The following is a 23359-nucleotide window of genomic DNA, read 5'->3' on the forward strand; positions in this document are numbered from 1 at the left end:
AAACCAATGATAATTTTTTTAAATTTTCATTCTTGGCTCATTATTTATCACAAATACGTCTTCTATTTCACGAGGTTCGGCTTTTAAAACATTTGTCAAAACCAACAATATCAAGGTTCTACTAGCCACTTTTTTATTAATTTCCGCAATTTCCGCAAATTTAGAAACCGTGATTTTTTCGTTTAAATCCAAATATTTTAGAAGCTTATTTTCTTTTTCGCCGTAAGCAAATTTGTAACCTTTGGGTTTGTTTTGACCTTTCAAAATTTCCCTAACTTCCTTGCTAGCTTGTATCGACTTATCAGCATTTCTTACATAAACTTTTCGTTCTTCGGCTATTCCTGTCAAGTCAAGATAGTGTGGTTTTATATTACTTTCAAGAATCTTATATATTAGTACTTCTTTCTCATTTTCTAGCCTGATCCGTTCCAAATTATATGCAATCGGTGGGAAAATGTACTTTTCGATGTTTTTTGTTATGATATACTCATCTTCGTCAGCATATTTTAATCCAATAAGTTCTTTGTTGTCAGCTACACCTAAAATCAGTAGTCCACCATCAGAATTAGCAAAAGCCACTATCTCTTTCATGATTTTGTCAGGGTGATTGCTCTTCAACTTAAATTCAAGTTGCTGGCCTTCACCTTGCCTTACCAAAAGTTTGAGCGTTTTTAAATCCATAGGTCATTCTTACTTGAAATTTAGATCAAGTATCTTCAAATATAATTGATAATTGGCACAAAAAAAACACCCCAATTAGAGGTGTTTTAATTTATTAAATCAGAGAATACAATTAATATTCGTCTTCATTAAAGAAGAAGTCTTCCTTGGTAGGATAATCAGGCCAAATCTCCTCAATATTTTCATAAGGTTGACCATCATCTTCCAACTCCGACAAATTCTCAATTACTTCATTTGGTGCTCCTGACCTTATAGAAAAATCTATCAATTCGTCTTTAGTTGCTGGCCATGGGGCGTCTTCCAAATAAGAAACTAGTTCTAGTGTCCAGTACATATTCCCACTCGTTTTAGTTAAAAAAATCCTTAAATTTGGCTGCAAAAGTAAAAAAAACTTTGACACTAAAACGCAATTAGTATAAAAAATTGTCATAAATTCCAATAAAAAAACATCTTTAACCTTATTTGCCTTATTTTCAGATATTTAATTTTTCAAAAATGCTAAAAAAATCACCAAGAAAAGTATTAGAAATTTGCTGTTTCAGTCTAAAATCCTCAAAAACTGCCCATGAAGGTGGAGCAGATAGAATAGAGCTTTGTGGTAGTTTGCCAGAAGGGGGTACTACTCCATCAGCAGGCCTTCTCTCCTCTGTTTTAAGCGAAGTTTCAATACCTGTCTATACGATGATTCGGCCTAGAGGTGGTGACTTTTATTTCAATGAGGAAGAAATGCAGGTCATGCTAACTGATATTAAAATTCTAAAAGAAATAAAACCAGCGGGATTTGTAATAGGAGCTTTGGATAAAACCGGAAATATAGATTTAGAAAAAACAAGTAGACTTTTAGATGCCATCGGAGACTTTCCGGTCACCTTTCATAGAGCGATAGATATGTGTAAAAACCCGCTTATGGCTATTGAGCAGCTCATCAGTTTGGGTATAGAGAACATCTTAACATCAGGCCAGTATCCAACAGCTCTTGAAGGTTTAGGAAACTTAAGAGATTTCAAAGCCACTGCCGCAAACCGAATAAATATAATGGCTGGAAGTGGAGTCAATCCAAGCAATATCCTAAAAATATCTGAAGCAGGAGTGGATGCTTTTCATTTTTCTGCTAAAAAAAGTATTCCAAGCCAAATGCTCTACAGAAACGAAAAAATACAAATGGGAGATAAAAATGCGGACGAATATGCCACTTACGAAGCTGACTTGAACTTAATAAAACAAGGAACAGAGCTTATTGAAATACTAAATAAAGGGTAACTGAATGTGTTTTTAGTTTATCGACATAACTTAAAAAACTCGATCTGTTGTTTCCTGGACTTACCATGTTTTTTATGCCATGCGAGAAATGAAGTTCTGGTGTAATCTTAAAATATTCTCTGAACAATTCCAGACCCATGCCATATTCGATAGAAAAGTCACTGGTCTTTGTAGAAAAATTATTGACTTTACTTACGCCATCTCTCTTGCTTACTATATTAGTTTCAAAACCGTATTTTGCACCAGCGAAAATAAACATTCGCGAATTATTCCTCCTTTCGGATTTATATTTAATCTGAAGCGGTATCTCAAACCAAGCTTTATCTTCTTGATTATGAGCTATTGAATCATTTTCAAGTAATTTTCGAGAATAAATGGCTACCGAAAGTGGAGAAAACCTAAAATCAAAATAATCATTTATGTAGACATTTACCAATCCTCCTGCTTTTATGGCCGTAGATGATGGAGAACTTATAGCATAAACTTTTTGGCCATTTACATCTGCCAAATACGATTTGTTGAATTTTACAATGTAATTGGTATTTGCCATGCCAAGAAAATATCCAAAATGGACTTTTTTATTGTCATAATCAGGCTGAAACTTTGTGTGTATTTGTCCAATCACTTGAGCAGATAAACATACAAAACTCACTACAAATACTATTTTTTTCCTAAATAGATTGAACATATACCAAAAGTAAGGGTTTTTACTGAGGTTTCTTTAAAACCAGCTTGTTCGAAAACATCCAAAAAGGCTTTACCGTCTGGAAAGGCTTTAACAGACTCAGGCAAATAAGTATATGCTGAGCTGTCTTTAGACACCAATTTGCCAATAATAGGTAAAATCTTAGTAGAGTAAAACCAATAGAATTGTTTAAATGGGAAACTTGATGGTTTCGAAAATTCGACCACTAGACATGTTCCGCCAGGTTTTAACACCCTGCACATATCCGTAAGGCCCTTGAGCAAATTCTCGAAGTTACGTACACCGAATGAAACGATAACCGTGTCGAAAGTATTGTTTTCAAACAACAATTTCTCCGAATCACCCATTTGGAGTTCGATTTTATCAGTTAAACCAAGGTTTTTGATTTTTTCTTTACCGACTTTCAACATACCCTCTGATATGTCTACACCAATTATCTTATCAGTCTTTAAGATTTTATTGGCTTCTATTGCCAAATCTCCAGTGCCTGTAGCTATGTCAAGTACAAGATTATTGGGTCTGTCTTTTATCATTCCCAGAGCTTTTTTTCTCCAGTATATATCTACGCCTCCGCTTAGCAACCTATTCAAGAAATCATATTTGCCAGAAATACTGTCAAACATTTCCGCTACCTGCTCTTTTTTACTATCGCTACTATCTTTGTAAGGTACTACGCTCATTTTTTTAGTTTGTTATTTATGTTTTTGGCAATTGCTGGTCCTTCATATACAAATCCCGAATATACTTGAATCAGACTGGCACCAGCTTCTAATTTCTCCTTGGCATCTTCCGCCGTATATATTCCTCCTGCTCCTATTATTCCGAATTTACCTTGACTTTTTTCACTTAAATACCGAATGACTTCGGTCGACCGATTCCGTAAAGGTTTACCTGAAAGGCCTCCTGCTCCAATTTCTTGCACTTTCTGAGCCGGTGTTTTTAAACCCTCTCTAGACAAAGTGGTATTTGTGGCAATCACCCCCGAAATCTTGGTTTCAGTTACTATTTCTACAATATCATCCAGCTGCGAATTTGTCAAGTCTGGAGCTATCTTTAGTAAAACGGGCTTTTGATGCTTTTGGTTTTCGATTTGTAAAGCACTCAATATTTTTTTCAATGGCTCTTTCTCTTGCAAATCCCTTAAACCTGGCGTATTGGGTGAAGAAACATTTACCACAAAATAGTCAACATAATCTACCAAACCTTTAAACGCTATCAAATAATCACTCAAAGCGTCTTCATTTTCGGTCAACTTGTTTTTGCCAATGTTACCACCGACTATTATTTCTGAATTTCTTTTTTTTAGATTTTCAACCACTTCTTTTACGCCACCGTTGTTAAATCCCATTCTGTTTATCAAGGCTTCGTCAGGTTTCAATCTAAAAAGCCTTGGTTTCGGATTACCCTCTTGAGACTTGGGAGTTACGGTGCCTATCTCTATAAACCCAAACCCTAAAACATCCAACTCGTCAATCCATCGTGCATTTTTATCAAATCCAGCAGCTAAACCAACGGGGTTTTTAAAATCTAAACCAAGAAAATTGCGATGCAGACTTTGACTTTTTACTTCAAAAGTATTCCTCAAAATAGCTTTGAAGCCAGGAATTTTACAAACAAAAGTCAAAGCTCCCATGGCGAAGTAGTGAATACGCTCTGGGTCAAACTGAGAAAGGACTGGAAAAACTATTTTTTTATACAAAGACAAATAAAAACCGGTTTATATCACAAAATTAATTCTAAAACATTGGAATGGCAAATAAGGGAATTGTGGAAAAAAAATTACCTTATTTGTTTTTGATAAGTTAAATTATATCTTGAAAAAATACCATTTTAATAAATTTAATTTTTATTTCCAAATAAATAAACAAAGCCATTCATAGCTGAAAATAAACTACTTATATTTTTATGATTTTGAAATATCAAAATATTTAGATTTTTGCCTAGAAGTTGCAAATAAAAAAAATTATAAAAACTTTGAACCTTTTGAAAGTTTCCTAAGTTTTTACCGATATGCAACAAAGAATAATCGAAAAGGCGGAGTCTATGTTTTTTCGTTTCGGAATCCGAAGCGTCACCATGGACGAGATTGCCAAAGAACTCGGTATTTCGAAAAAAACAATTTACCATTATTTCGCCGACAAGGACGATTTGGTAGAAAAAGTGACGGAACATTCACTTTCAAATCAAATTTGTAAAACCAATGAGATTTATGACATATCAAAGAATCCGATTGAGGAAATGATGTACTCTACCAAAATGATGCGTGAAATGCTCGAGAACGTAAACGGAGTTTTGTTCTTTGATATGCAAAAATACCACCCCTCTTCTTGGGCAAAATATGTGGAGTTTAAAAACGGTTTTTTAGATATCGTAAAACGGAATTTAGTAAATGGTATTCAAGAAAAACTTTACAGAGCAGATATCAATGTAGATATTTTGGCAAAATTAAGAGTAGAATTAGTCGATTTAGCTTTCAATATGGATCTTTTTCCGCCTAAAGTGTATAATCTATTGAATGTACAACTCGAAAGTATAGACCATTTTATACGAGGCATAGTAACACCACAAGGACTTGAATTATATGAAAAAACACGTTTAGCAATTTAATTTTTTATGAAACAAACAAAGCTATTATTTACGCTTATGGCGATATTGGTTTTTGGAGCAAAAACCATCGCACAAACTAGCTTCACAATAGATGAAGCAGTAGACTATGCCTTGAAAAACCACAATACCATCAAAAATGCACAAGTGGGAATTCAAGATGCAGAACTACAAATAAAGGAGATAAAGTACGCTGGGATGCCTCAAATCAATGGGCAGTTTAGCTATACTTACAATGCCATTGTACCTACGCAGTTGATTGCGGCAAAAACTTTTAATCCTCAGGCGGCAGAAGGTGAGGTTGCCAAAGTAAAATTTGGTGTGCCATGGGGCGGTCAAGCTGGGATTGGACTAAATCAGTTGATATTTGATGCCACATGGTTAGTTGGACTAAGGGCAGCAGATACTTATAGACAAATGGCGAATCAGGATGTTGAAAAATCGAAGTTGACTGTGGTAGAAAATGTTAGAAAGGCTTATTATTCAGTTTTAGTGGCTGAGCAAAGAGCTATTTTGCTTGACCTTAATTTAGAGAGAATGGATTCGATGATTTTTCAAACGGATCAGTTTTTTAAACAAGGTTTTGCCGAAAAAATAGACGTAGATAGATTAACAGTACAGAGAAATAATTTTTTGACAGAAAAACAAAAAGTACAAAACTTGATAAGCTTTACTTATCAGCTTTTAAAATTCCAAATGTCCTATCCAATAAATTCTACTATTAAACTGGAAGAAAAATTGAATGTGGATGATGTGAAAATGTTAAGAGGAATAAGATCTGAGGAAGTAGACATAAAAAACAGAATTGAGTACAACCAACTTGAAACAAATAGAAAACTGACCATGCTAAATATGGAGAGAATCCAAAAAGGTGTGTTTCCTTCTGTTTCTTTCAGCGGAAGTTTAGGTGCGGGACATAGCAATATTGTCTTTAATCCTTTTCAACGTTGGTTTGGGTCCTCTGCTCTCACATTAGGTGTTAGGATTCCGATTTATGACTCAGGTGTAAGAAAAGTCCAAGTAGAACGCCAACGATTAAACATCATAAAGCTTGACAATGGTCTTGAAATCCTGAAAGAGTCAGTAAAGCTTGAAAACGAACAAGCGATGACAAACCTTAAGAATGGTTTTGAAGCATTAGACGTACAAGTTAGAAACATGGATTTAGCAGCTGAAATATTAAGAGTTTCAAAAATTAAGTTTCAACAAGGTCTTGGTTCAAGTTTAGAAGTTATAAATGCGGAGTCGGACTTAAAACAAGCACAAAATAATTATTTCAGTGCATTGTATGATGTGTTGATTGCAAAAGTAGATATTGATAAAGCTCAAGGTAAATTATTAAAAAACTAATCACAAGATGAAAAATTTTACAAAAAGAAAAAGCGGAATATTGCTAGTATTGGCCCTAATGTTTGTGGCAATGGGTTGTGGCAAAAAAGAGGACAATACCTTGGTAGGAAAGAAAATCCAATTGGCAGAGTTGAAAAAAAATGAGGCTGAAATAGCCACAAAAATAAAAACCCTACTGTCAGAAATAGAAAAAATGGAGCCTCTAAAAGTAGAGAAAGTCAAAACAGTAACTGTTTCTACTGTTACGCCATCTACATTTCAACATTACGTAGAGGCTACTGGAAGAGTTGAAGCGGTAAACAACCAATTCATCAGCCCGCAAACTGGCGGAGCTATTACTAATGTGTTTGTGAAAGAAGGAGATTTTGTAAATAAAGGCCAAAAAATCGCAACTATTGACAATTCTATTCTTAGAAATAGCATTCAAGAAGTTTTGATACAATTAGAAACGGCAAAGACCATTTACGAAAGACAAAAAAATCTTTGGGATCAAAAAATAGGTACCGAGATACAGTTAATCCAAGCCAAAACATCTGTTGAATCTCTCGAAAGAAGAATCACAACGCTAAAGTCGCAAGATGCAATGAACACTGTTGTGTCGCCCATCTCTGGATATGTGGATGAGGTAAGATTAAAAGCAGGCGAAATGGCCTCGCCAGGTTTGGGAATTTTGAGAATTGTAAACTACAGCAATCTAAAAGTTACGGCAAATGTACCAGATACTTATGCAGGAACTATCAGCAAAGGAGACGCAGTAGAAATTACATTCCCAGATCTTCAGAAATCTATCAAAGCTCCATTGAGTTTTGTGAGCCAAAGTGTAAACGCTGTTTCAAGAACTTTTGTGGTAGAATCTCATATACCAAGTTTTGACAAACAACTTAAGCCTAATCTTACAGCAAAATTGATGATCAATGACATCAGTCGTGGTAACGCTATCGTGATACCAGAAAACTATATCCAAAATACAGAATTAGGTAAATTGGTTTATGTGGCTGTGGAAGAAGGTAAAAACAAAGTAGCAAGAGCGAGAGAAGTAAAAACAGGTTTGAGCTACAATGGTGCTGTAGAGATTACCTCAGGCTTACAAGCTGGCGATAGAATCATAACCGAAGGATACCAAGAAGTGGTTGATGGTCAATTGATTAATTATTAAAAATCAACCGATAGAAAATTATGGAAGAATTAGATAAATATGACGAATTGCACCCTAAAAAGGGTATGATTTATAATTTGATAGGTTGGTTAGGTGATAACCGTACAACAATATTTTTGATTATTGGATTGATAACTGTTACAGGTTACAATATTTTCAAAAACCTACCAAAAGAGCAGTTTCCAGAGATTGTGGTTCCACAAATCTATGTAAACACGGTTTATGCTGGTACGGCTCCTTCAGACATAGAGAACCTCGTCAATAAACCTCTTGAAAATCAGATAAAATCTGAAAAAGGAGTAAAAAGAGTTAAATCAAACGCATTGCAGGATATTTCTATTATTCTGGTAGAATTTGATACCGACGTAGATGTACAAGTGGCCAAAGAGCGTGTTAAATCTGCCATAGATAAAGCCAAAAAAGATTTACCAAAGGACTTGACCCAAGACCCTACTGCTCTTGAGGTAAACTTCTCTGAGTTTCCTATCATGAACATCAACATAGCTGGGAATGTATCTCTAGAAAAACTAAAAGGCTATGCAGAAGACATTCAGGAATTGATAGAGGCTACGCCAGAAATCACCCGTGTAGATATAGTGGGTGGCTTGGACAGAGAGATTCAGATCAACTTGGATTTGCAAAAAATGCAAGCGTATGGAATTACTTTTGGAGATATTCAGAATGCTGTTCAATATGAAAATGTGAATATTTCAGGTGGTGACTTAAACGTAAATGACGTAAGACGTACCATCAGAGTAAAAGGTGAATTTGTAGATTTGAATGATATTAAAAATGTAATCATTCGATCGGGACAAGGTGCAACTGCAAGACTAAGTGAAATAGGTGAAGTTATAGACTCCAATGCTGAAAAACAGGATTTTGCAAGACTTAACAACAAAACTGTTATTACTCTAAACGTAATAAAAAGAGGTGGAGAGAACTTGATTATTGCTTCAGAAAAAATTGAAGAGATACTTAATACTTACAAAGAAAATAGACTTCCTGCCAATGTAGAGTTAAAAATTACGGCCGATGCTTCAGAAAGAACCAAAGCAGACATCAACGACCTAATCAATACCGTTGTGATGGGCTTTATATTTGTGGTGATGGTTTTGATGTTTTTTATGGGCGTGCGTGATGCAATCTTTGTGGGTCTTTCGGTTCCGCTATCTGCTCTTTTGGCATTTTATCCATTAATGTTAATGGGCTTTACCTTAAACACCATCGTGCTTTTTGGATTTTTATTAGGCTTAGGTATTGTGGTGGATGACGCCATCGTGGTTATAGAAAACTCTCATAGGATTTTTAACAAATATAAACACCTAGACATCAAGGAATCTGTAAAAATTGCTGCTTCGGAGGTATTTGTACCTGTTTTAGCGGGAACAGCAACAACGATTGCCCCTTTCTTCCCCCTATTGTTTTGGCCAGGAATAGTCGGTGAATTTATGAAATATTTGCCGTTTACGTTAATATTTACACTTTCGGCTTCTTTGGTGGTTTCTTATGTGATGAATCCTGTGTTCGCTATTACATTCATGAAACGTGATCATGAAGATGACAATTCAGGGCTAAGTAAAAAAGCATTAATCGTAATGGGGGCATTGTCAGCATTGGGTTATTTGATATACTTTATCAGTAAAACTGACCTTTTCTTAGGTGTAGGAAATATAATGGTAATGTTGATTATCCTTTATGTTTTCAACCATTTCATCCTTACGCCGCACTTGATTATTCCTTTTCAAGAAAAACTCTTGCCACGTCTTATCCAATCTTATAAAAATCTGATATCATGGATTTTGACAGGTTTAAGACCGCTTTGGGTAACATTGGCCACTTTTGGTTTGTTGATATTCACGTTTGTTTTAATGGGAATTCTAAAACCTGATGTGATTTTCTTCCCTAGTGGTGATCCTGATTATGTTTATATCTACAATGTACTTCCTGTGGGTACAGATGCTAAAAAAACGAATGAGGTAACACTTGAAATAGAAAAAAGAGTTTTTGATGTTATCAAAAAGAACAAAGCTGAAGGAGCTATAAACTCGGTGATTTCCAACGTTGGTAAAAACGCGGGAGACCCTTTTAACCCTGACCGTGCCCCTACGCCAAACAAATCTAAGGTGACGGTGGCATTTGTAAGTAAAAGTGAAAGAGGAGAGATATCTTCTGCCGAAATGTTGACCAAGTTTAGAGATGCATTGGGCGGCATACCTGGATCCGAAATTTCTGTAGAAAGAGAGCGAAATGGCCCTCCTACCGGAAAAGCCATTACGATAGAAGTGGTAGGTGAAGACTTCGAAAAGCTAATGGAGATCCAAAAAGAAGTGATTGACAAAGTCAACGCATCGAACATACCAGGTATTGACCAATTAAAATCTGATTTGGTAACAAATAAGCCTGAAATAGTGGTGAATATTGACAGAAACAAGGCTTCGAGAGAGGGTGTAAGTTCGGCTCAAATAGCTGGAGCTATAAGAACGGCCTTGTTTGGAACCGAAATCTCGAAATTCAGAGATAACAAAGACGAGTATCCGATACAGTTGAGACTGAAACCTGAAGACAGAAATAGCATAGACAAATTACTGTCTATGAACATCACCTACCGTGACATGAACATGGGCGGTGTATTGAGAAACGTACCGCTTTCGTCATTGGCCAATGTGAGTTATTCAAGTACGTTTAGCCAAATAAACAGAAAGAACAATGAGCGTATCGTAACGATCAGTTCAGATGTTACACCGGAATTTGCGACTCAGGCAACAGATATCAACAAACAAATTTTTGATGTTTTAGCACAGATAGAGATGCCATCTGGTTACAAAATACGCCAAGGTGGAGAGCAAGAGGAGCAGCAAGAAGCTATGAGTTTCTTATCAACGGCATTTTTATTGGCCATTGCTTTGATTTACCTTATCCTAGCGGCACAGTTCAACTCTATCGTTAAGCCTATGATTATTTTCGTGACCATCATTTTGAGTTTAATCGGTGTGTTATTAGGCTTTTTGATAACAGGTAAGACTTTCTCAGTTATCATGTCTGGCGTAGGTATAATAGCCTTGGCGGGTATAGTTGTGAAAAACGGTATCTTGATTATTGAGTTTATAGATGAGATGAAATCCAAAGGCTATAGCCTGAAAGATGCGATTATTGAGGGTGGTTCTACTCGTTTGACTCCCGTATTGCTTACGGCATCATCAACCGTACTTGGTATGATACCATTGGCTTTGGGTCTAGCGTTTGACTTTGGAGCATTATTTGTCAATCTTGACTGGATTGTTACAGTAGGCGGCGATAGTGCAGTATTCTGGAATATCTTGGCTTGGACCATCATATTTGGATTGATATTCTCTACTATTCTAACTTTGATAATCATCCCTTGTTTATATTACTTAAACGAAAGAGCCAAAGTAAAACTTTGGGGAGCTAAATAAGCTTAGCATCCTTATAATACAAAAAGACCTCTCAAATAGCTTGGGAGGTCTTTTTTTGGGGTTGAATGTTTCAATTAATAGTTTATAAAATCTCCCAACCCAGCTGTGCGAAGGATATTTCCTTCGTACGTGCGTATTGCGGCTTGTAGCCACAGAATAAATGATTTGTCGCAACAATAATATTCAAATAAAATGCTAAAATACACTATGCTTACTTAGGTCAAAGACCGAAATACACACGTACGAAGGTCGGAGCCTTCGCAGAACGGTGCTTAATTTTTTATTTGATGGTTATTTGTTAAATCATACATTTTGTCAATTTAAAATCTTTATTATCAGTGTTTTGCTATTTGATACTTATTTGACAAATAAAAAAAATTCGGCTCTTTGACATGTTCGGTAGGACATTTCGAAGCTATATAAAAAAGGATTTCCAATCCTATTTATTTTAATTTTCAGTGTGATAATTACAAAATCGAATCTCAAATAGTTTAAATTTTTATTTTTGTAATAAAATATTATTTCTATTTGGTTTTTTGTAATGCAGATTCGGTTTGTAGGAAATTTTTCATTATCGATATCCCTAAATATACTTTCAGCTAAGGAAATGAAAACCACTATCTTGTATATTTAAAAGTAAATTCTCAAACATTAAAATTAATCTAACTAGTTATAAAAGCCCTAATACAAAAATTGGCTTGTTATTCTTTGTTTTTTTGAAAGATGTCTTGTTTATTCGAAAAACTAAAACAAAATATGTATGCTAGAAATTTGTAAGAACTGTGGTAGCACATTAAATGGAAAATACTGCTCTGCCTGCGGCCAAAAGAAATTTAACTATGAAGATAAAACAGTTTCGCACCTGGTTGATGAGGCACTACACTTTATAACGCACTTTGAAGGCAATATTTTTCAAACAATTAAAACCATCTTTACAAAACCAGGTAAATATGCCCTGGAATTTTCAAGTGGGATTCAAAAGAAATATTTCAAACCCATTTCCCTTTTCTTAATTTTGGTAGTTTTATATCTTTTTTTCCCAGTTTACAAGGGGATGAATATGAGTCTAAATGGACACAAGAATATGTTTTTCTATGGAAAAATGGCCAAATCTCAAATTAAAAAGAAAAGCGAAAAAATAATGATAAATGAAGAAGAGCTAAATCAATTGTATTATAGTAAATCAGAGAAAATATCAAAAATTTTATTGCTGATTTTAATTCCTCTTAGTGCATTATGCCTTTACATATTATTTTTCAGTAAAAAGAAGTTAATTTACGATTACTTCATTTTGAGTTCAGAGTTAAATATATTCTATCTAGCTACTAATTATTTATTTATACCTGTATTCTTATTCGCTATTTCTTTTTTAATAAAAGGTAGAAATTTGATTTCAGAAACATACCTTTTATTTTTTATCTCTACCTTATTCCTTGTGTTTTCTTCAATTGCATTTAAACGTTTCTTTAATGTTTCAATTGGGAGATCTATAATTAGTGCGTTTCTTTTCGTTCTTTTACACTTGTTATTTGTTCAACTATTCTATAGGTTTTTACTTTTCGAAATAAGTATTTTTTTAGTATAAAATATAGGAATAATTTGGACTAAAAGCTTTAAAATATACGATCCGCGTGATGTATTTTACACTTTCTCAACTATTTGTTAACTACAAAAATTCTAAATAAAATGATATCAGAGTAATAATAAACTACGGATTTTCGACATGTTCCGTAGGACATGTCGAAGCTAGATAAAATAGGATTTCCAATCCTATATATTTTAATTTTCAAAACTTTGGCATAGCTGTATAGCGTCACTATTTTATTACTAGCATCCTTCTAAAAATCGAAAATTATATATCTAAATCATAAACAATTGATAGCCCGAAGGGGGAATTTTATTATAGTAAAAATGACTCCTATTGAATCATTAACCCTTTAAGAATTTAATTTTCAAATAGTTAAAATGAGTTCTGATTATTTTTCAGACGCCAGTAATATTTTAATTTATTGTAGTGATAATTTTTGACTATTAGTTTTTTGAGTATCTAATTCGGATTGAAAATCCTCATCATCAAGCTTCGACATGTCTTTCAGAACATGTCGAAGAGTGGTTCGAATTCTTCAAACTCACTAAAACCTAAACTAATTTGGGATTTTTATGCTTAAAAAAACAGCTGTTTAACCTTTCTAAGATTCCATTGTGTATTTCAGAGTTTAGCTATCATAAAGTTTGTTTAATTTGCTTAGTATTTAACTTGTAAAGGTTTGTTAATATGAGTTTTAGAAGACAATTGTATTTCTGTGTATGAAACTAGAAATTTCCACCCATTAAGGCAATGCTTTTACAGAGTGGTGAGCAATTTCCAACTCATTTATGAATTGTAAAAATATCAAGCAGTTTTAGAAAAACATATAACACCAGGTCTTAAATCATTTGCGACTAAAAATATACTTATCAGCCACAAATGTCCCGAAGGGAATAAGCGATGCTGCAAAGCCGAGTACGCCTTCTGAGAATTTCCATTTATCTCTGAAAAACAACATAGCTAATAAAATACAATAAGCGATAAAAAGCAAACCATGAGCTAGACCCACAATATAGTTGGGCTTTGGCATCGCCATTTCATACTTCATGTACATCGTAATACCTATTAAAAGGAAACTAATTCCTTCTAAAATGGCAATTTTGCGGAAGATATTGAGTATTTTATTTTCGTTCATTTTATTTTTTAGACTGGTTTTAATACTTCGTTTTTTTGGGAAAATTATAGAAAAAAATTTGCATAAATATTATCTCACAAATACCAATTCGTTTTCCGTAGAAGCTTTTACGTCAAATTCGTAATTGCCATAATTGAATGTTTTTAGATTTTCGGGATCGTTGATGTCGTGGTCTAAAATATAACGAACCATCATTCCGCGTGCTTTTTTGGCAAAGAAACTTACGATTTGGAGCTTTCCGTTTACAAAATCTTTAAAAACGGGGGTGATAATGGGCGAACTTAACAAGGCTGGTTTTACTGCCCCAAAGTACTCTTGGCTGGCTAGATTTATCAAAGGTTCATTTGGTTGTAATTCCGCTTTTAAGGCCTCGGTGATTTTTTTGTCCCAATATTTATAAAGATTGGGTTTCCGGCCAACTTTCAGTGCGGTTCCCATTTCGAGGCGGTAGGGTTGTATTAGGTCCAAAGGTTTAAGCAATCCGTATAGCCCAGATAGTATCCTCAGCTTTTCCTGCATTTGAGGTATTTGCTCTGGCTTCAGTGTATAAGCGTCTAATCCCAAATATACGTCGCCTTTGAAGGCAAAAACTGCTTGCCGAGCATTTTCTGTGGTATATTCCTCTGTTCTTATTTGGTTTCTTTCATGATTAAGCTGGGCTAAAGCCGTCGAAATACTCATCAAGTCTGATAATTTTTTTGGCGATTTTTTTTTCAAAGTTTCGTTTAGTTCTGCAGTTTCTTTTCCAAAAATAGGAAGTGAATACTCGTTTGTAGGTAAGGTATTTTGGTAATCTAAGGTTTTGGCAGGAGATATAACGATTTTCATTGATACAAATATGGTTCGTTATATAAACGTAAAAATAGCAAACTAGGTTTCGACCTTTGTTTACAAAATTCTGATTAAAGAAAATCTCCTAAAAACATAATTTATTTTAAAAAAAGGCTTAGAATCTATCGCTATTATCAATTGGTCGATTTATTACAATTGATTAGTTAAAATTTATTATTTTACGAAAAATTTATTTAAAATCTAGAATATACAATCAATGCGTATTTTAAGCCCTAGTAGAACTTTACTAATTCTTTTTATTTCAATTGTAATTTTTGGCTTTGTTAGTATCAATATTAGTGAACCCAAAATTTCTTTGGATGGATATAAAATAGATGAAAGGTTTGACTTGAAAGTCATTTCATCCGAGCCATTTTTAAAAGCTCCCGTTAGCATGGATTTTGATAATAAAGGCCGCATGTGGGTAGTAGAAATGATTAACTATATGCCCAATCTGGAGGGCATTGGAGAAGAAGAGCCAACAGGCCGAATATCTATTTTAGAAGATTTGGATAAAGACGGTGTTACAGACCACAGCAAAGTTTTTCTAGAAAAATTGGTGCTTCCTCGTGCCATAGCTCATGTTTATGGAGGATTATTATATGTGGATGGTCCAAAGCTTATTTTTGTAGAAATAAAAAATGATAAACCTGGCAAAAAGACAATTGTAGACCCATTATACGCCGAAGGTGGAAATGTAGAGCATTCTTCTAACGGGCTGATGATGAATATTGACAATTGGATTTATAATTCAAATTGGAACTTTAGGTATAGATTGAAAAATGGGAAATGGCTAAAAGAACCGACATCAGAGCGGGGGCAATGGGGGATTACGAAGGATAATTTTGGAAGGCTGTATTTTAACAACAATTCCACGAACTTACAGGCCGACTTTGTATTGCCCAACAAAACCATAAAAAATAGATACTATAAACCGACGGTATCTGAAAGCAAAAAAATAGCCGAGGATTTGGTTTATCCTATCAGCAAAGCCGCTGTAAATAGAGGCTATCAGAAAGGAGTGTTAAATGAAGATGGTTTTTTGGTTAGTGTAACAGCTGCTTGTGGTCCATTAGTTTACCGTGGAGGCACTTTCCCTACTGAATATGACCAAAATGCCTTTGTATGTGTACCTGAGGCGAATTTGATTAAAAGGAATATTCTGACTTTTGATAAAACTTCCACAAAAGCTACGCAAGCTGAGATTGGCAAAGAGTTTTTAGCCTCAACAGATGAGGGTTTTCGACCTGTAAATCTTTTCAATGGACCAGATGGAGCCATGTATGTGGTGGATATGCACAGGGGAATTATTCAACACAAAGCATACATTTCGCAATATCTTTCAGAGCTTTTGGCTTTACAGAAAATGGATACCTTGCAGAATGCTGGGAGAATTCTCAAAATTACGAGTAAGGAAAATAAGGGTTTTGAAATCGGAGATTTATCGAAAGCGAGTTCTAAACAATTGGTGGCCAATTTAAGTCATCCAAATGGTTGGTTGAGAGATCGATCTCAACAATTGCTCATTCAGAAGAAAGACCCTTCGGTAGTGAAAGAATTGGTAAATTTAAGTAAGTCTAATGAGCCTTTTGGTGTAGAGATTCATGCTCTTTTTGTGCTAGAAGGACTCAATGCATTAAATTTCAATAACCTTTCAGACATCATTTCCCAAACTTCTCAACCCGAAACTATTGCCCACGCTTTAGGGCTTTCGGAGCAGTTTGCAATCGCCGCTAATGTTCCTAAGATGAAAGCAATTTGCGATAATCTTTTGGCCAAGAATAATGAAATCATAGACTTATATCTTCCATTGTCACTTAAAAATTGGTTGAAAGTTTCGGAGAGTACTTTTTTCCCAATTCTTACTAAAATCGATCAAAAATATATCGATCAAAAGATTTACCAGGAGGCTATTGTAAGTAATCTTGAGGGCAAAGAGGAAAAATATCTTAGTTCAATGAATCCTTCGGCAGCTTTAAAAGGCAATTTGGAAACCGCCCTCTCCAATCACAAGAAAAATGAAATGAATAGCATTTTTGTAAAACAAAAGAAGGAAACGGATACCCGAACTAAAGGCCTTCAGCTTTTTAGGTCTATTTGTGCAACCTGCCATGGAGCCGATGGCAAAGGAGTCCAAGATTTAGCTCCGCCACTCAAAGGTTCGGAATATATTGATGGTTCGATTCATCGCCTGACTTCCATAGTTTTACATGGTGTTAGTGGCCCATTAAGTGTGGGAGGTAAGCAGTATCAACTCAATAATGATATGCCTGGATTGCTCAATAACACTTCAATAAGTGATGCTGACATTGTGGATATTATAAGATATTTGCAAAACGCTTATGCCAAAGAATGGAAGAATATATCGGTGAGCGAAGTTAAAAAACTACGAGACATGAAACCTGAAGGTAGCGGGGTTTACAGCGAGAAACAATTACTTGAAACTGTTTTTGAAAGATGAAAAGCATGTTTTCCAAATATTGCTAACATGAATAAATCTTTGGGTTTTAAATTGGTCTTTAAAGCGGTTTTATTTACGCTCGCCACGTTGCTTGGGTTTTGGTTATTAAATTCAGTATTGAGTGGCAAAGTTTGGGAAGGAATGACCTTGAGCAAGTCTGCTTTGGTAGGTGAATATTGTGAATTTAATAATTCGCAAAAGTTTTTTCATCAATCCATGAATACTTACTCCAACTTGGCTTATTTCTTTTTTGGTATTCTTATTATATTCATAGCTATTTATGATATTGAAAATACTAGAAATAATCTTAAAAATAAATTAGAAAAATTTCCACAGTTATCCATTTTAATGGGTTTGTTTTTGATTTATTTGAGTATTGGGAGTGCGTTTTTTCATGCCTCACTAACCTATGTCGGCCAAAGAGTAGATATGAATGGCACTTACAGCATTTCTATTGCTCTTTTAGGGATTGCTTTTTATCATTTATTTCAAATTGATAGTTTTACTGAAAATGGTAAAAAAATTTGGGTAATAGCATTGATTATTATGACTGTAATATTTATACCAATCCACCTGTTGATATCAAGCAGCATACTTTTGCCTGGAATGATTTTACTTCAGACAGTTTTGGTATTTATTATCTATTTCAGAAACCGTCAGGAAAGATTTTTTTTACTAGCAATTTCTAGTATAATATTAATGTTTATTGCAGTCAAAATTCGTACTTTAGATGTGCAAAAAATCGGTTGTGACCCGCATTCGTTTTACCAAGGTCACGCCATTTGGCATTTGCTAACTGCATTGAGCAGTTTTTTTAGCTATGCTTTTTTTAGATTTTCGAAAATTCAACCATAAAATATTTTTTAAAAGAAACCTATTCAAGCCAAATGAAAAGTCTCAATTTATTGTACAGTATCATTGCGTTTTCTGTTTTGTTTTTTTACTCAAATCTTTCAATAAATAAACCCACAGAATCGGCTTTTTATTCAATTCCAGATAGCCTTAATCCGCTTACTCCGGCTGTGCTTTCACCTGAACAAAGTCGCTTGGCGTTTCATGTTCCCGATGGCTATCATATGGAGTTAGTGGCCAGTGAGCCTATGATAAAAGAACCTGTAGCCATAGCTTGGGATGGGAATGCACGAATGTACGTAGCCCAAATGGAAACCTATACGCAGGATACGGATGGTACAGGTACGAAAGAAAAAAGGAGTCGAGTGATGCTTTTGGAAGATACTGACAATGACGGAAAAATGGATAAGAGTTCGGTTTTTATCAAAGACCTCCTATTGCCTAGAATGATTCTTTGTGTAAACCACGAACTCTTGGTAAATGAAACCGATACGTACGATATATATAGCTACAAAGATACCAATGGCGATGGTGTGGCCGATGTAAAGAAACCTGCCTATATTTTAGGAAAAGAGGCAGGCGGGAATCTAGAACATCAAAGGAGTGGCTTGGACTGGAATATCGACAATTATATTTATCAAACTTATGATGCAGTAAGATTTAGATATAAAAACGGGGTGCTTAAACCGGATTCTATGCCGAGTGGCTCAAATGGCCAATGGGGGCTTACGCATGATAATTATGGTAGATTATTTTTCAGTAGGGCTGGAGGCGAAAACGCAGGAAGTGGGTTTCAAATAAATCCAAAGTATGGTGCTTTGGAGTTTGCTGACGCATATAACGAGCAGACATTTAATCAATTATGGCCAATTATATCTACGCCCGATGTGCAGGGAGGTAAGCCAAGGTTAAATCCTGATAGTACTTTGAATCATTTTACGGCTGCCAACGGTCAGTCTATTTTTAGAGGGGATAAGTTGCCGGCAGACTTGATAGGAGATTATCTTATTTGTGAGCCAGTGGCTCGTATAATTAGAAGGGCAAAAGTCATAAATAACCAAGGTAAAACGCAGCTTGAAAATGTCTATGAAAAAAAAGAGTTTATAGCAAGTACAGACTTTTATTTTCGACCTAACAATACTTACACAGGCCCTGACGGTTGCTTATATATTGTAGATATGAACCGAGGCATAATTCAAGAGTCTAACTGGACGCCAAAAGGCTCATTTTTGAGAAACAAAATAGATTATTACGGAATAGGAGAGATAAATCAAAGAGGAAGAATCTGGAGATTGGTTCATGATGATTTTAAACCTGGTCCACAACCTAAAATGTTAGACATGCCGGCTAAATCGTTGGTGAAATACCTAGACCATCCAAATGGCTGGTGGAGAGATAATGCTCAAAAACAAATTATTATTTTGAATGATAAATCTGTGGTTCCAGCTTTGAAAGCCATGGTTACTGGAATAACAGGAGTTTCTAATTTAGGGAAAATACATGCCTTATGGACTTTAGAAGGATTAAATGCTATAGATAAAGCCACTTTATTTTGGGCTTTGAAAGATCCTGATCCTCAAATTCGTAAAACGGGGATTTGGATTTCCGAGGTTTTTTTGAATAAAAATGACCAAACTATGCTAGCGGCAGTAGGTAAAATGATAAACGACGAAAGCTATGATGTTAGAACGCAGATACTTTTATCCTTAGGGTCGAACAAAAGTGTTTTGGCAAAGAAAATAGTAGAGGATATTTTAGCCCAAAATGCTGATAATCAAATGATTTCTAGTGTTAAAAAGAGCATTGACAAAAACCAAGACGCAAAAATATATGGAATTAAACTTGCGAATTTTGCTCCTTCTGAGCGGAAATTGATTTTGGCTGGTGCAGATATTTATAAATCATTGTGTTCGGCTTGTCATGGATCTGATGGCAAGGGTTTACCTACCAATGCCGCTCCAGCTTTAAGAGGAGCCAAGCATTTGAACGCAGACAAAGACATAGCTATAAGAATTCTAATGAATGGATTGCAAGGCCCAATAGAAGGTAAAACATATCCAAGTGTAATGCTGGCTATGAATGATAATTCAGACGAATGGATTGCGGCCGTCACCAGTTATATTCGCTACGAGTTTGTGGGCTCTTCGGTAAGAGTTGGTAAAAGCCGTCAATCTGCTGTAGTAAAAGTGGAAGACGTAAAGAAAATAAGGGAACAACATGCCGACAAAAAAGAAGCTTGGTCCATAGAAGAGTTAGATGCTCTTTCTGCTGAAATGAAATAAAAAATATGCCTAAAAAAGAATTCAACATTATTTTCGAATTCTAAAATCTATATTTTTGAACATTTAAATAACCCATGAAATCAATATATTTTTTACTCTTTATTGGTATTTTTAACGCTTGCAATACGCCTAAAAATGAGACCAAAGAGACCATTAGTTTTCAAGAAGAAATTAAACTTGATAGTTTGGCTTTAGAGAATATTTTTGCTGATTCTACTTTGAAAAATTTAAGTGTAGACGAGATTAACGTTCTATCAGAAACGCTAATTGACACAAGTGAGTTTTTTGGGCTGAAAGCGAGTTTTATCCAGATAGATTCGGCGAAAAAAATGGGTAAATACGAAGAGTTTTTGTCTAAACTGGATATCGGAGTGTTTAAAGACATCAAATCGGTCTTATTTAAGGAATATGATTTAGGAGATTCAAAATCGCTGAAGTTTTGGGGATATGACTTTTCTACTTTTGATGCATGCCCTTATACCAACGGAAAAGTGATTTTGGTGAGTACTTTTATTAACGGAAAAAACACTTCTTGTACCCCGTTTTCGTACTATCAGAACTGGGCCGACGCACCTTTTTACAATAGCGTCAGAGCAGACGGAGAATTGTTAAAAAACGGCGATTTCAAAATCAGTTTAACAGAAAGTGAAGGAGGGGTGGATGAAAGTGAGAAAGAATATAATACAAAAACCAACTCAGAACTTAGGTATAACTTCAAAGACGGGAAGTATGCGAAATATTGAAATTGTTAAAGTTTGCCGTTCAATATATTAAAATCCCCAATATTCAAAAACGCCAATCCATTTATTGAGATTTTGATGATATAGTTCAATGTACTTTCGAATTAAATAAAAATGTTTAGCTTGAAAATCGAGTGAAACTGTATCATTATACAATTGGTCTCTGATGACACATTCAAAATCTAAGATATTACCAACCAACAATTTATAGTCAAAAGAGATGTCGTTATTTTGTTCTAAAATTTCCTTTTCATTGTTATAAAAAGTATACGCAGTGTCGTTTATGGCAAGTCCTGTTGGTATCCAATAATTGGTTTTGGCAAAACCTTCGTACTTAAAATATTCAATATTAGCAGGTTTGCTCAGGTCATCAAAGTTTAGCTCAATATTGAAAAGATAGTTTTCTGGGTCTTCAATGTCTGTTTTAAATTCTACTAATCCCAAGTTCGAAATCCAATCTTGTAAACTTAATGGCTTGTTTTCGTCCATTATCCAATCAAAAATTTGATGGTTTCCCATTTCATCAAAAATTATAGCTACATGGTACCCCCAGTCGAGATTTCCTTCTGCCACTAAATTGTTGGGATCGGGTTTTGATATACAAAGTGTTGAATTGAAATTTAAAATGGCGGGCGTATAATACCAGATTTTTTTGTGACTTATGCCTTTACTTGCCAAAATCATGGAACAGTAATGGACTATATTGTGGCAGTTGCCTTGTTTGTATTTAAATAAGGGAAAACAAAGCTCTTTTAACTCTAAAAAAAGACTTTGATAATCAATATTTTGAATATCTCTTTTTTTAAAATCATCAATCTTAGCTCTCATATAAAGTGATTAGGCCGCAAAGGTAAGCAAACTATTTCCAGAAATTTTCTATGAAATTAAGATATAAACTCCTTAATGTTTTGAAGTGTTTTTGAATTGCTTTTGAAAAGCATAATGTATTTTGAAATATTGCTATTTATTGGTGATATATACGGTAAACAAAGAAATTTGATTTCAATTTTACTGAATATATTCGGTATCTATTGCTGTTATTAAAGTTTTCAAATCAAAAAGTCTCATTTTAATTTTTAAAAGACATAAATAAGATTCACTTCCCTCCATTCTCCAACAAAAACACTCCATTTTTATTGGCAATAATTATGTCTAGTTTTTTGTCTTTGTTCAAATCTTTTATGGCAATGTTAAGACCAGCTCCAGAGTCGGTGTCTATGATATGTTCGGTGTAGTAGGGGGCTTTTTTAGGATTGAGGTCAAACCACATTAATATTGGTTCATCACCGTCGCCTGCATCGTTTCCATTGTGAGCTAAGAATCTTTTCCCAGTGATATAGTCTTTTCTCCCGTCGCCGTTGATGTCGGCCATTATAGATGAATGGGTTTGGGCTGTTGTTTGACTAATTTTGTGCATCGTGAAGTTTATTTGGCCATTTTCAGAGATTTGCTCATACCACCAAACGCCTAATTTATGTGCTGAGGCAGTAAGAACATCGTTTTTGCCATCGCCATTCATGTCCAATACTTGCATGTGTGAACAGGCATCGCCCAAGTTTGCAGCATGAAATGTCCAGTCGCCCGAACTTTGATCTTTTTTACCTTCAAACCAACCTTCTTTTATCACTACATCTTTAATGCCGTCCATATTGATATCTCCAAAGCCAATACCGTGCGAAAAACGCTCTGTTCCATTTACGTTTTCTGTACTTATTGCATGCCTTTTCCATTCAGTGTCACCTTTTTTGGTTGGAGCTTGGAGCCAGACAATCTGTTTTTTCTTTACGTCTCCGCACAAAATATCCAGCCTTCCATCGCCATCAATATCTATAAATCCTGGCGACTCATTGGCTATTCCCATAGAGTCCGCTATGATATGTTTTTTCCATTGGCCAGGTTTGTTCTTCGGATTTTCAAACCATAATCCGGGTTTGCCAGGGTAATCTACTATGATTACATCCTCCCAACCGTCCAGATTTACGTCCATAGCGTGGTTTAAGAAAGACTCACAATATTCTTTTCTTGGGTCAAATACGCGTGAAGGAGCCATTTCATGGCGAATCCATTTGGGTGCTTCGAACCAATAATAGCCAGCTATAATATCTGTTTTGCCGTCTTTATTGAGGTCCGCTACGGCTACTCCTTCTGAGATGAAGTCTCTGGTAAGAACGGTTTTTTTGAATGTTGGAACCTGGGCAAAAACATTTGTAGCTATTAGGCAGAAAGTGCTTAGAATCGATAGTTTTTTCATGTTTTATTTGGTTGAATTTTTTAACAAC

General features: G+C 35.0%; 19 protein-coding genes. 10 read left to right on the forward strand and 9 right to left on the reverse strand.

Features of this window, described 5'->3' with window-relative positions; translation table 11 throughout:
• Positions 1-18: 18 nt before the first annotated feature.
• Positions 19-681, reverse strand: a complete 663-nt coding sequence (locus EGI22_RS08515) for a helix-turn-helix domain-containing protein (RefSeq protein WP_255067756.1) — start codon at positions 679-681, stop codon at positions 19-21.
• A gap of 112 nt (positions 682-793) precedes the next feature.
• Positions 794-1015, reverse strand: coding sequence for a DUF2795 domain-containing protein (locus EGI22_RS08520; RefSeq protein ID WP_013409416.1), 222 nt, complete (start codon positions 1013-1015; stop codon positions 794-796).
• Between the two features lie 161 nt (positions 1016-1176).
• Between EGI22_RS08520 and EGI22_RS08525 the strand changes: the two genes are divergently transcribed.
• Complete coding sequence (locus tag EGI22_RS08525; protein ID WP_255067758.1) at positions 1177-1941, forward strand: copper homeostasis protein CutC; 765 nt, start codon at positions 1177-1179, stop codon at positions 1939-1941.
• Here EGI22_RS08525 and EGI22_RS08530 read toward each other — a convergent pair.
• Genes EGI22_RS08530 through EGI22_RS08540 form a run of 3 tightly spaced genes read right to left on the reverse strand, consistent with a single transcriptional unit; the run spans position 1916 to position 4346 of the window.
• On the reverse strand, positions 1916-2629 hold the full coding sequence (locus tag EGI22_RS08530; RefSeq protein ID WP_255067759.1) for an outer membrane beta-barrel protein: 714 nt from the start codon (positions 2627-2629) through the stop codon (positions 1916-1918). The genes EGI22_RS08525 and EGI22_RS08530 overlap by 26 nt on opposite strands.
• Entirely contained in the window at positions 2602-3327 is a 726-nt protein-coding gene (gene ubiE / locus EGI22_RS08535; protein ID WP_255067760.1) for a bifunctional demethylmenaquinone methyltransferase/2-methoxy-6-polyprenyl-1,4-benzoquinol methylase UbiE, read from the reverse strand. The genes EGI22_RS08530 and ubiE overlap by 28 nt, the downstream gene beginning before the upstream one ends.
• A complete protein-coding gene (locus tag EGI22_RS08540) occupies positions 3324-4346 on the reverse strand; it encodes a quinone-dependent dihydroorotate dehydrogenase (protein WP_255067814.1) in 1023 nt (340 codons plus the stop codon). Before EGI22_RS08540 ends, ubiE begins: the two co-directional genes overlap by 4 nt.
• A 311-nt stretch (positions 4347-4657) precedes the next feature.
• Between EGI22_RS08540 and EGI22_RS08545 the strand changes: the two genes are divergently transcribed.
• The 5 genes from EGI22_RS08545 (at position 4658) to EGI22_RS24120 (ending at position 12776) form a co-directional block, all read left to right on the forward strand.
• Positions 4658-5254 carry a TetR/AcrR family transcriptional regulator gene (locus tag EGI22_RS08545; RefSeq protein ID WP_255067762.1) on the forward strand — a complete coding sequence of 199 codons (597 nt, stop codon included), beginning with the start codon at positions 4658-4660 and terminating at the stop codon, positions 5252-5254.
• Positions 5255-5260: 6 nt separating this feature from the next.
• Positions 5261-6601 (forward strand): TolC family protein, encoded by a 1341-nt coding sequence (locus EGI22_RS08550; protein WP_255067764.1) that lies wholly within the window; start codon positions 5261-5263, stop codon positions 6599-6601.
• 7 nt (positions 6602-6608) lie between these two features.
• The gene (locus EGI22_RS08555) at positions 6609-7757 is read left to right on the forward strand and encodes an efflux RND transporter periplasmic adaptor subunit (RefSeq protein ID WP_255067765.1); all 1149 of its coding nucleotides are present in this window, start codon (positions 6609-6611) and stop codon (positions 7755-7757) included.
• 65 nt (positions 7758-7822) lie between these two features.
• Positions 7823-11191 carry an efflux RND transporter permease subunit gene (locus EGI22_RS08560; RefSeq protein ID WP_255067815.1) on the forward strand — a complete coding sequence of 1123 codons (3369 nt, stop codon included), beginning with the start codon at positions 7823-7825 and terminating at the stop codon, positions 11189-11191.
• Between the two features lie 760 nt (positions 11192-11951).
• Positions 11952-12776: a DUF3667 domain-containing protein gene (locus EGI22_RS24120; RefSeq protein WP_369010870.1), complete on the forward strand. Its 825-nt coding sequence runs from the start codon at positions 11952-11954 to the stop codon at positions 12774-12776.
• 847 nt (positions 12777-13623) lie between these two features.
• Here EGI22_RS24120 and EGI22_RS08565 read toward each other — a convergent pair.
• Entirely contained in the window at positions 13624-13914 is a 291-nt protein-coding gene (locus EGI22_RS08565) for a DUF3817 domain-containing protein (RefSeq protein ID WP_255067767.1), read from the reverse strand.
• A 69-nt stretch (positions 13915-13983) separates the two neighbouring features.
• Positions 13984-14742, reverse strand: a complete 759-nt coding sequence (gene yaaA, locus EGI22_RS08570; RefSeq protein ID WP_255067768.1) for a peroxide stress protein YaaA — start codon at positions 14740-14742, stop codon at positions 13984-13986.
• 220 nt (positions 14743-14962) lie between these two features.
• On the opposite strand from yaaA, the gene EGI22_RS08575 reads away from it, so the two are divergent.
• From EGI22_RS08575 to EGI22_RS08590, 4 genes are all read left to right on the forward strand, one after another.
• Positions 14963-17206: a c-type cytochrome gene (locus tag EGI22_RS08575; protein ID WP_255067770.1), complete on the forward strand. Its 2244-nt coding sequence runs from the start codon at positions 14963-14965 to the stop codon at positions 17204-17206.
• A 27-nt stretch (positions 17207-17233) separates the two neighbouring features.
• A complete protein-coding gene (locus tag EGI22_RS08580) occupies positions 17234-18061 on the forward strand; it encodes a ceramidase domain-containing protein (protein ID WP_255067772.1) in 828 nt (275 codons plus the stop codon).
• Between the two features lie 32 nt (positions 18062-18093).
• A complete protein-coding gene (locus EGI22_RS08585; protein ID WP_255067773.1) occupies positions 18094-20340 on the forward strand; it encodes a PVC-type heme-binding CxxCH protein in 2247 nt (748 codons plus the stop codon).
• A 74-nt stretch (positions 20341-20414) separates the two neighbouring features.
• A complete protein-coding gene (locus tag EGI22_RS08590; protein ID WP_255067774.1) occupies positions 20415-21083 on the forward strand; it encodes a hypothetical protein in 669 nt (222 codons plus the stop codon).
• 27 nt (positions 21084-21110) lie between these two features.
• On the opposite strand, the gene EGI22_RS08595 is transcribed toward EGI22_RS08590, so the two are convergent.
• Positions 21111-21908, reverse strand: coding sequence for a protein-glutamine glutaminase family protein (locus tag EGI22_RS08595; RefSeq protein WP_255067776.1), 798 nt, complete (start codon positions 21906-21908; stop codon positions 21111-21113).
• A 268-nt stretch (positions 21909-22176) separates the two neighbouring features.
• Entirely contained in the window at positions 22177-23331 is a 1155-nt protein-coding gene (locus EGI22_RS08600) for a VCBS repeat-containing protein (RefSeq protein WP_255067777.1), read from the reverse strand.
• Positions 23332-23359 lie beyond the last annotated feature (28 nt).

The organism is Lacihabitans sp. LS3-19 (assembly GCF_024343575.1).
GTDB lineage: Bacteria > Bacteroidota > Bacteroidia > Cytophagales > Spirosomataceae > Leadbetterella.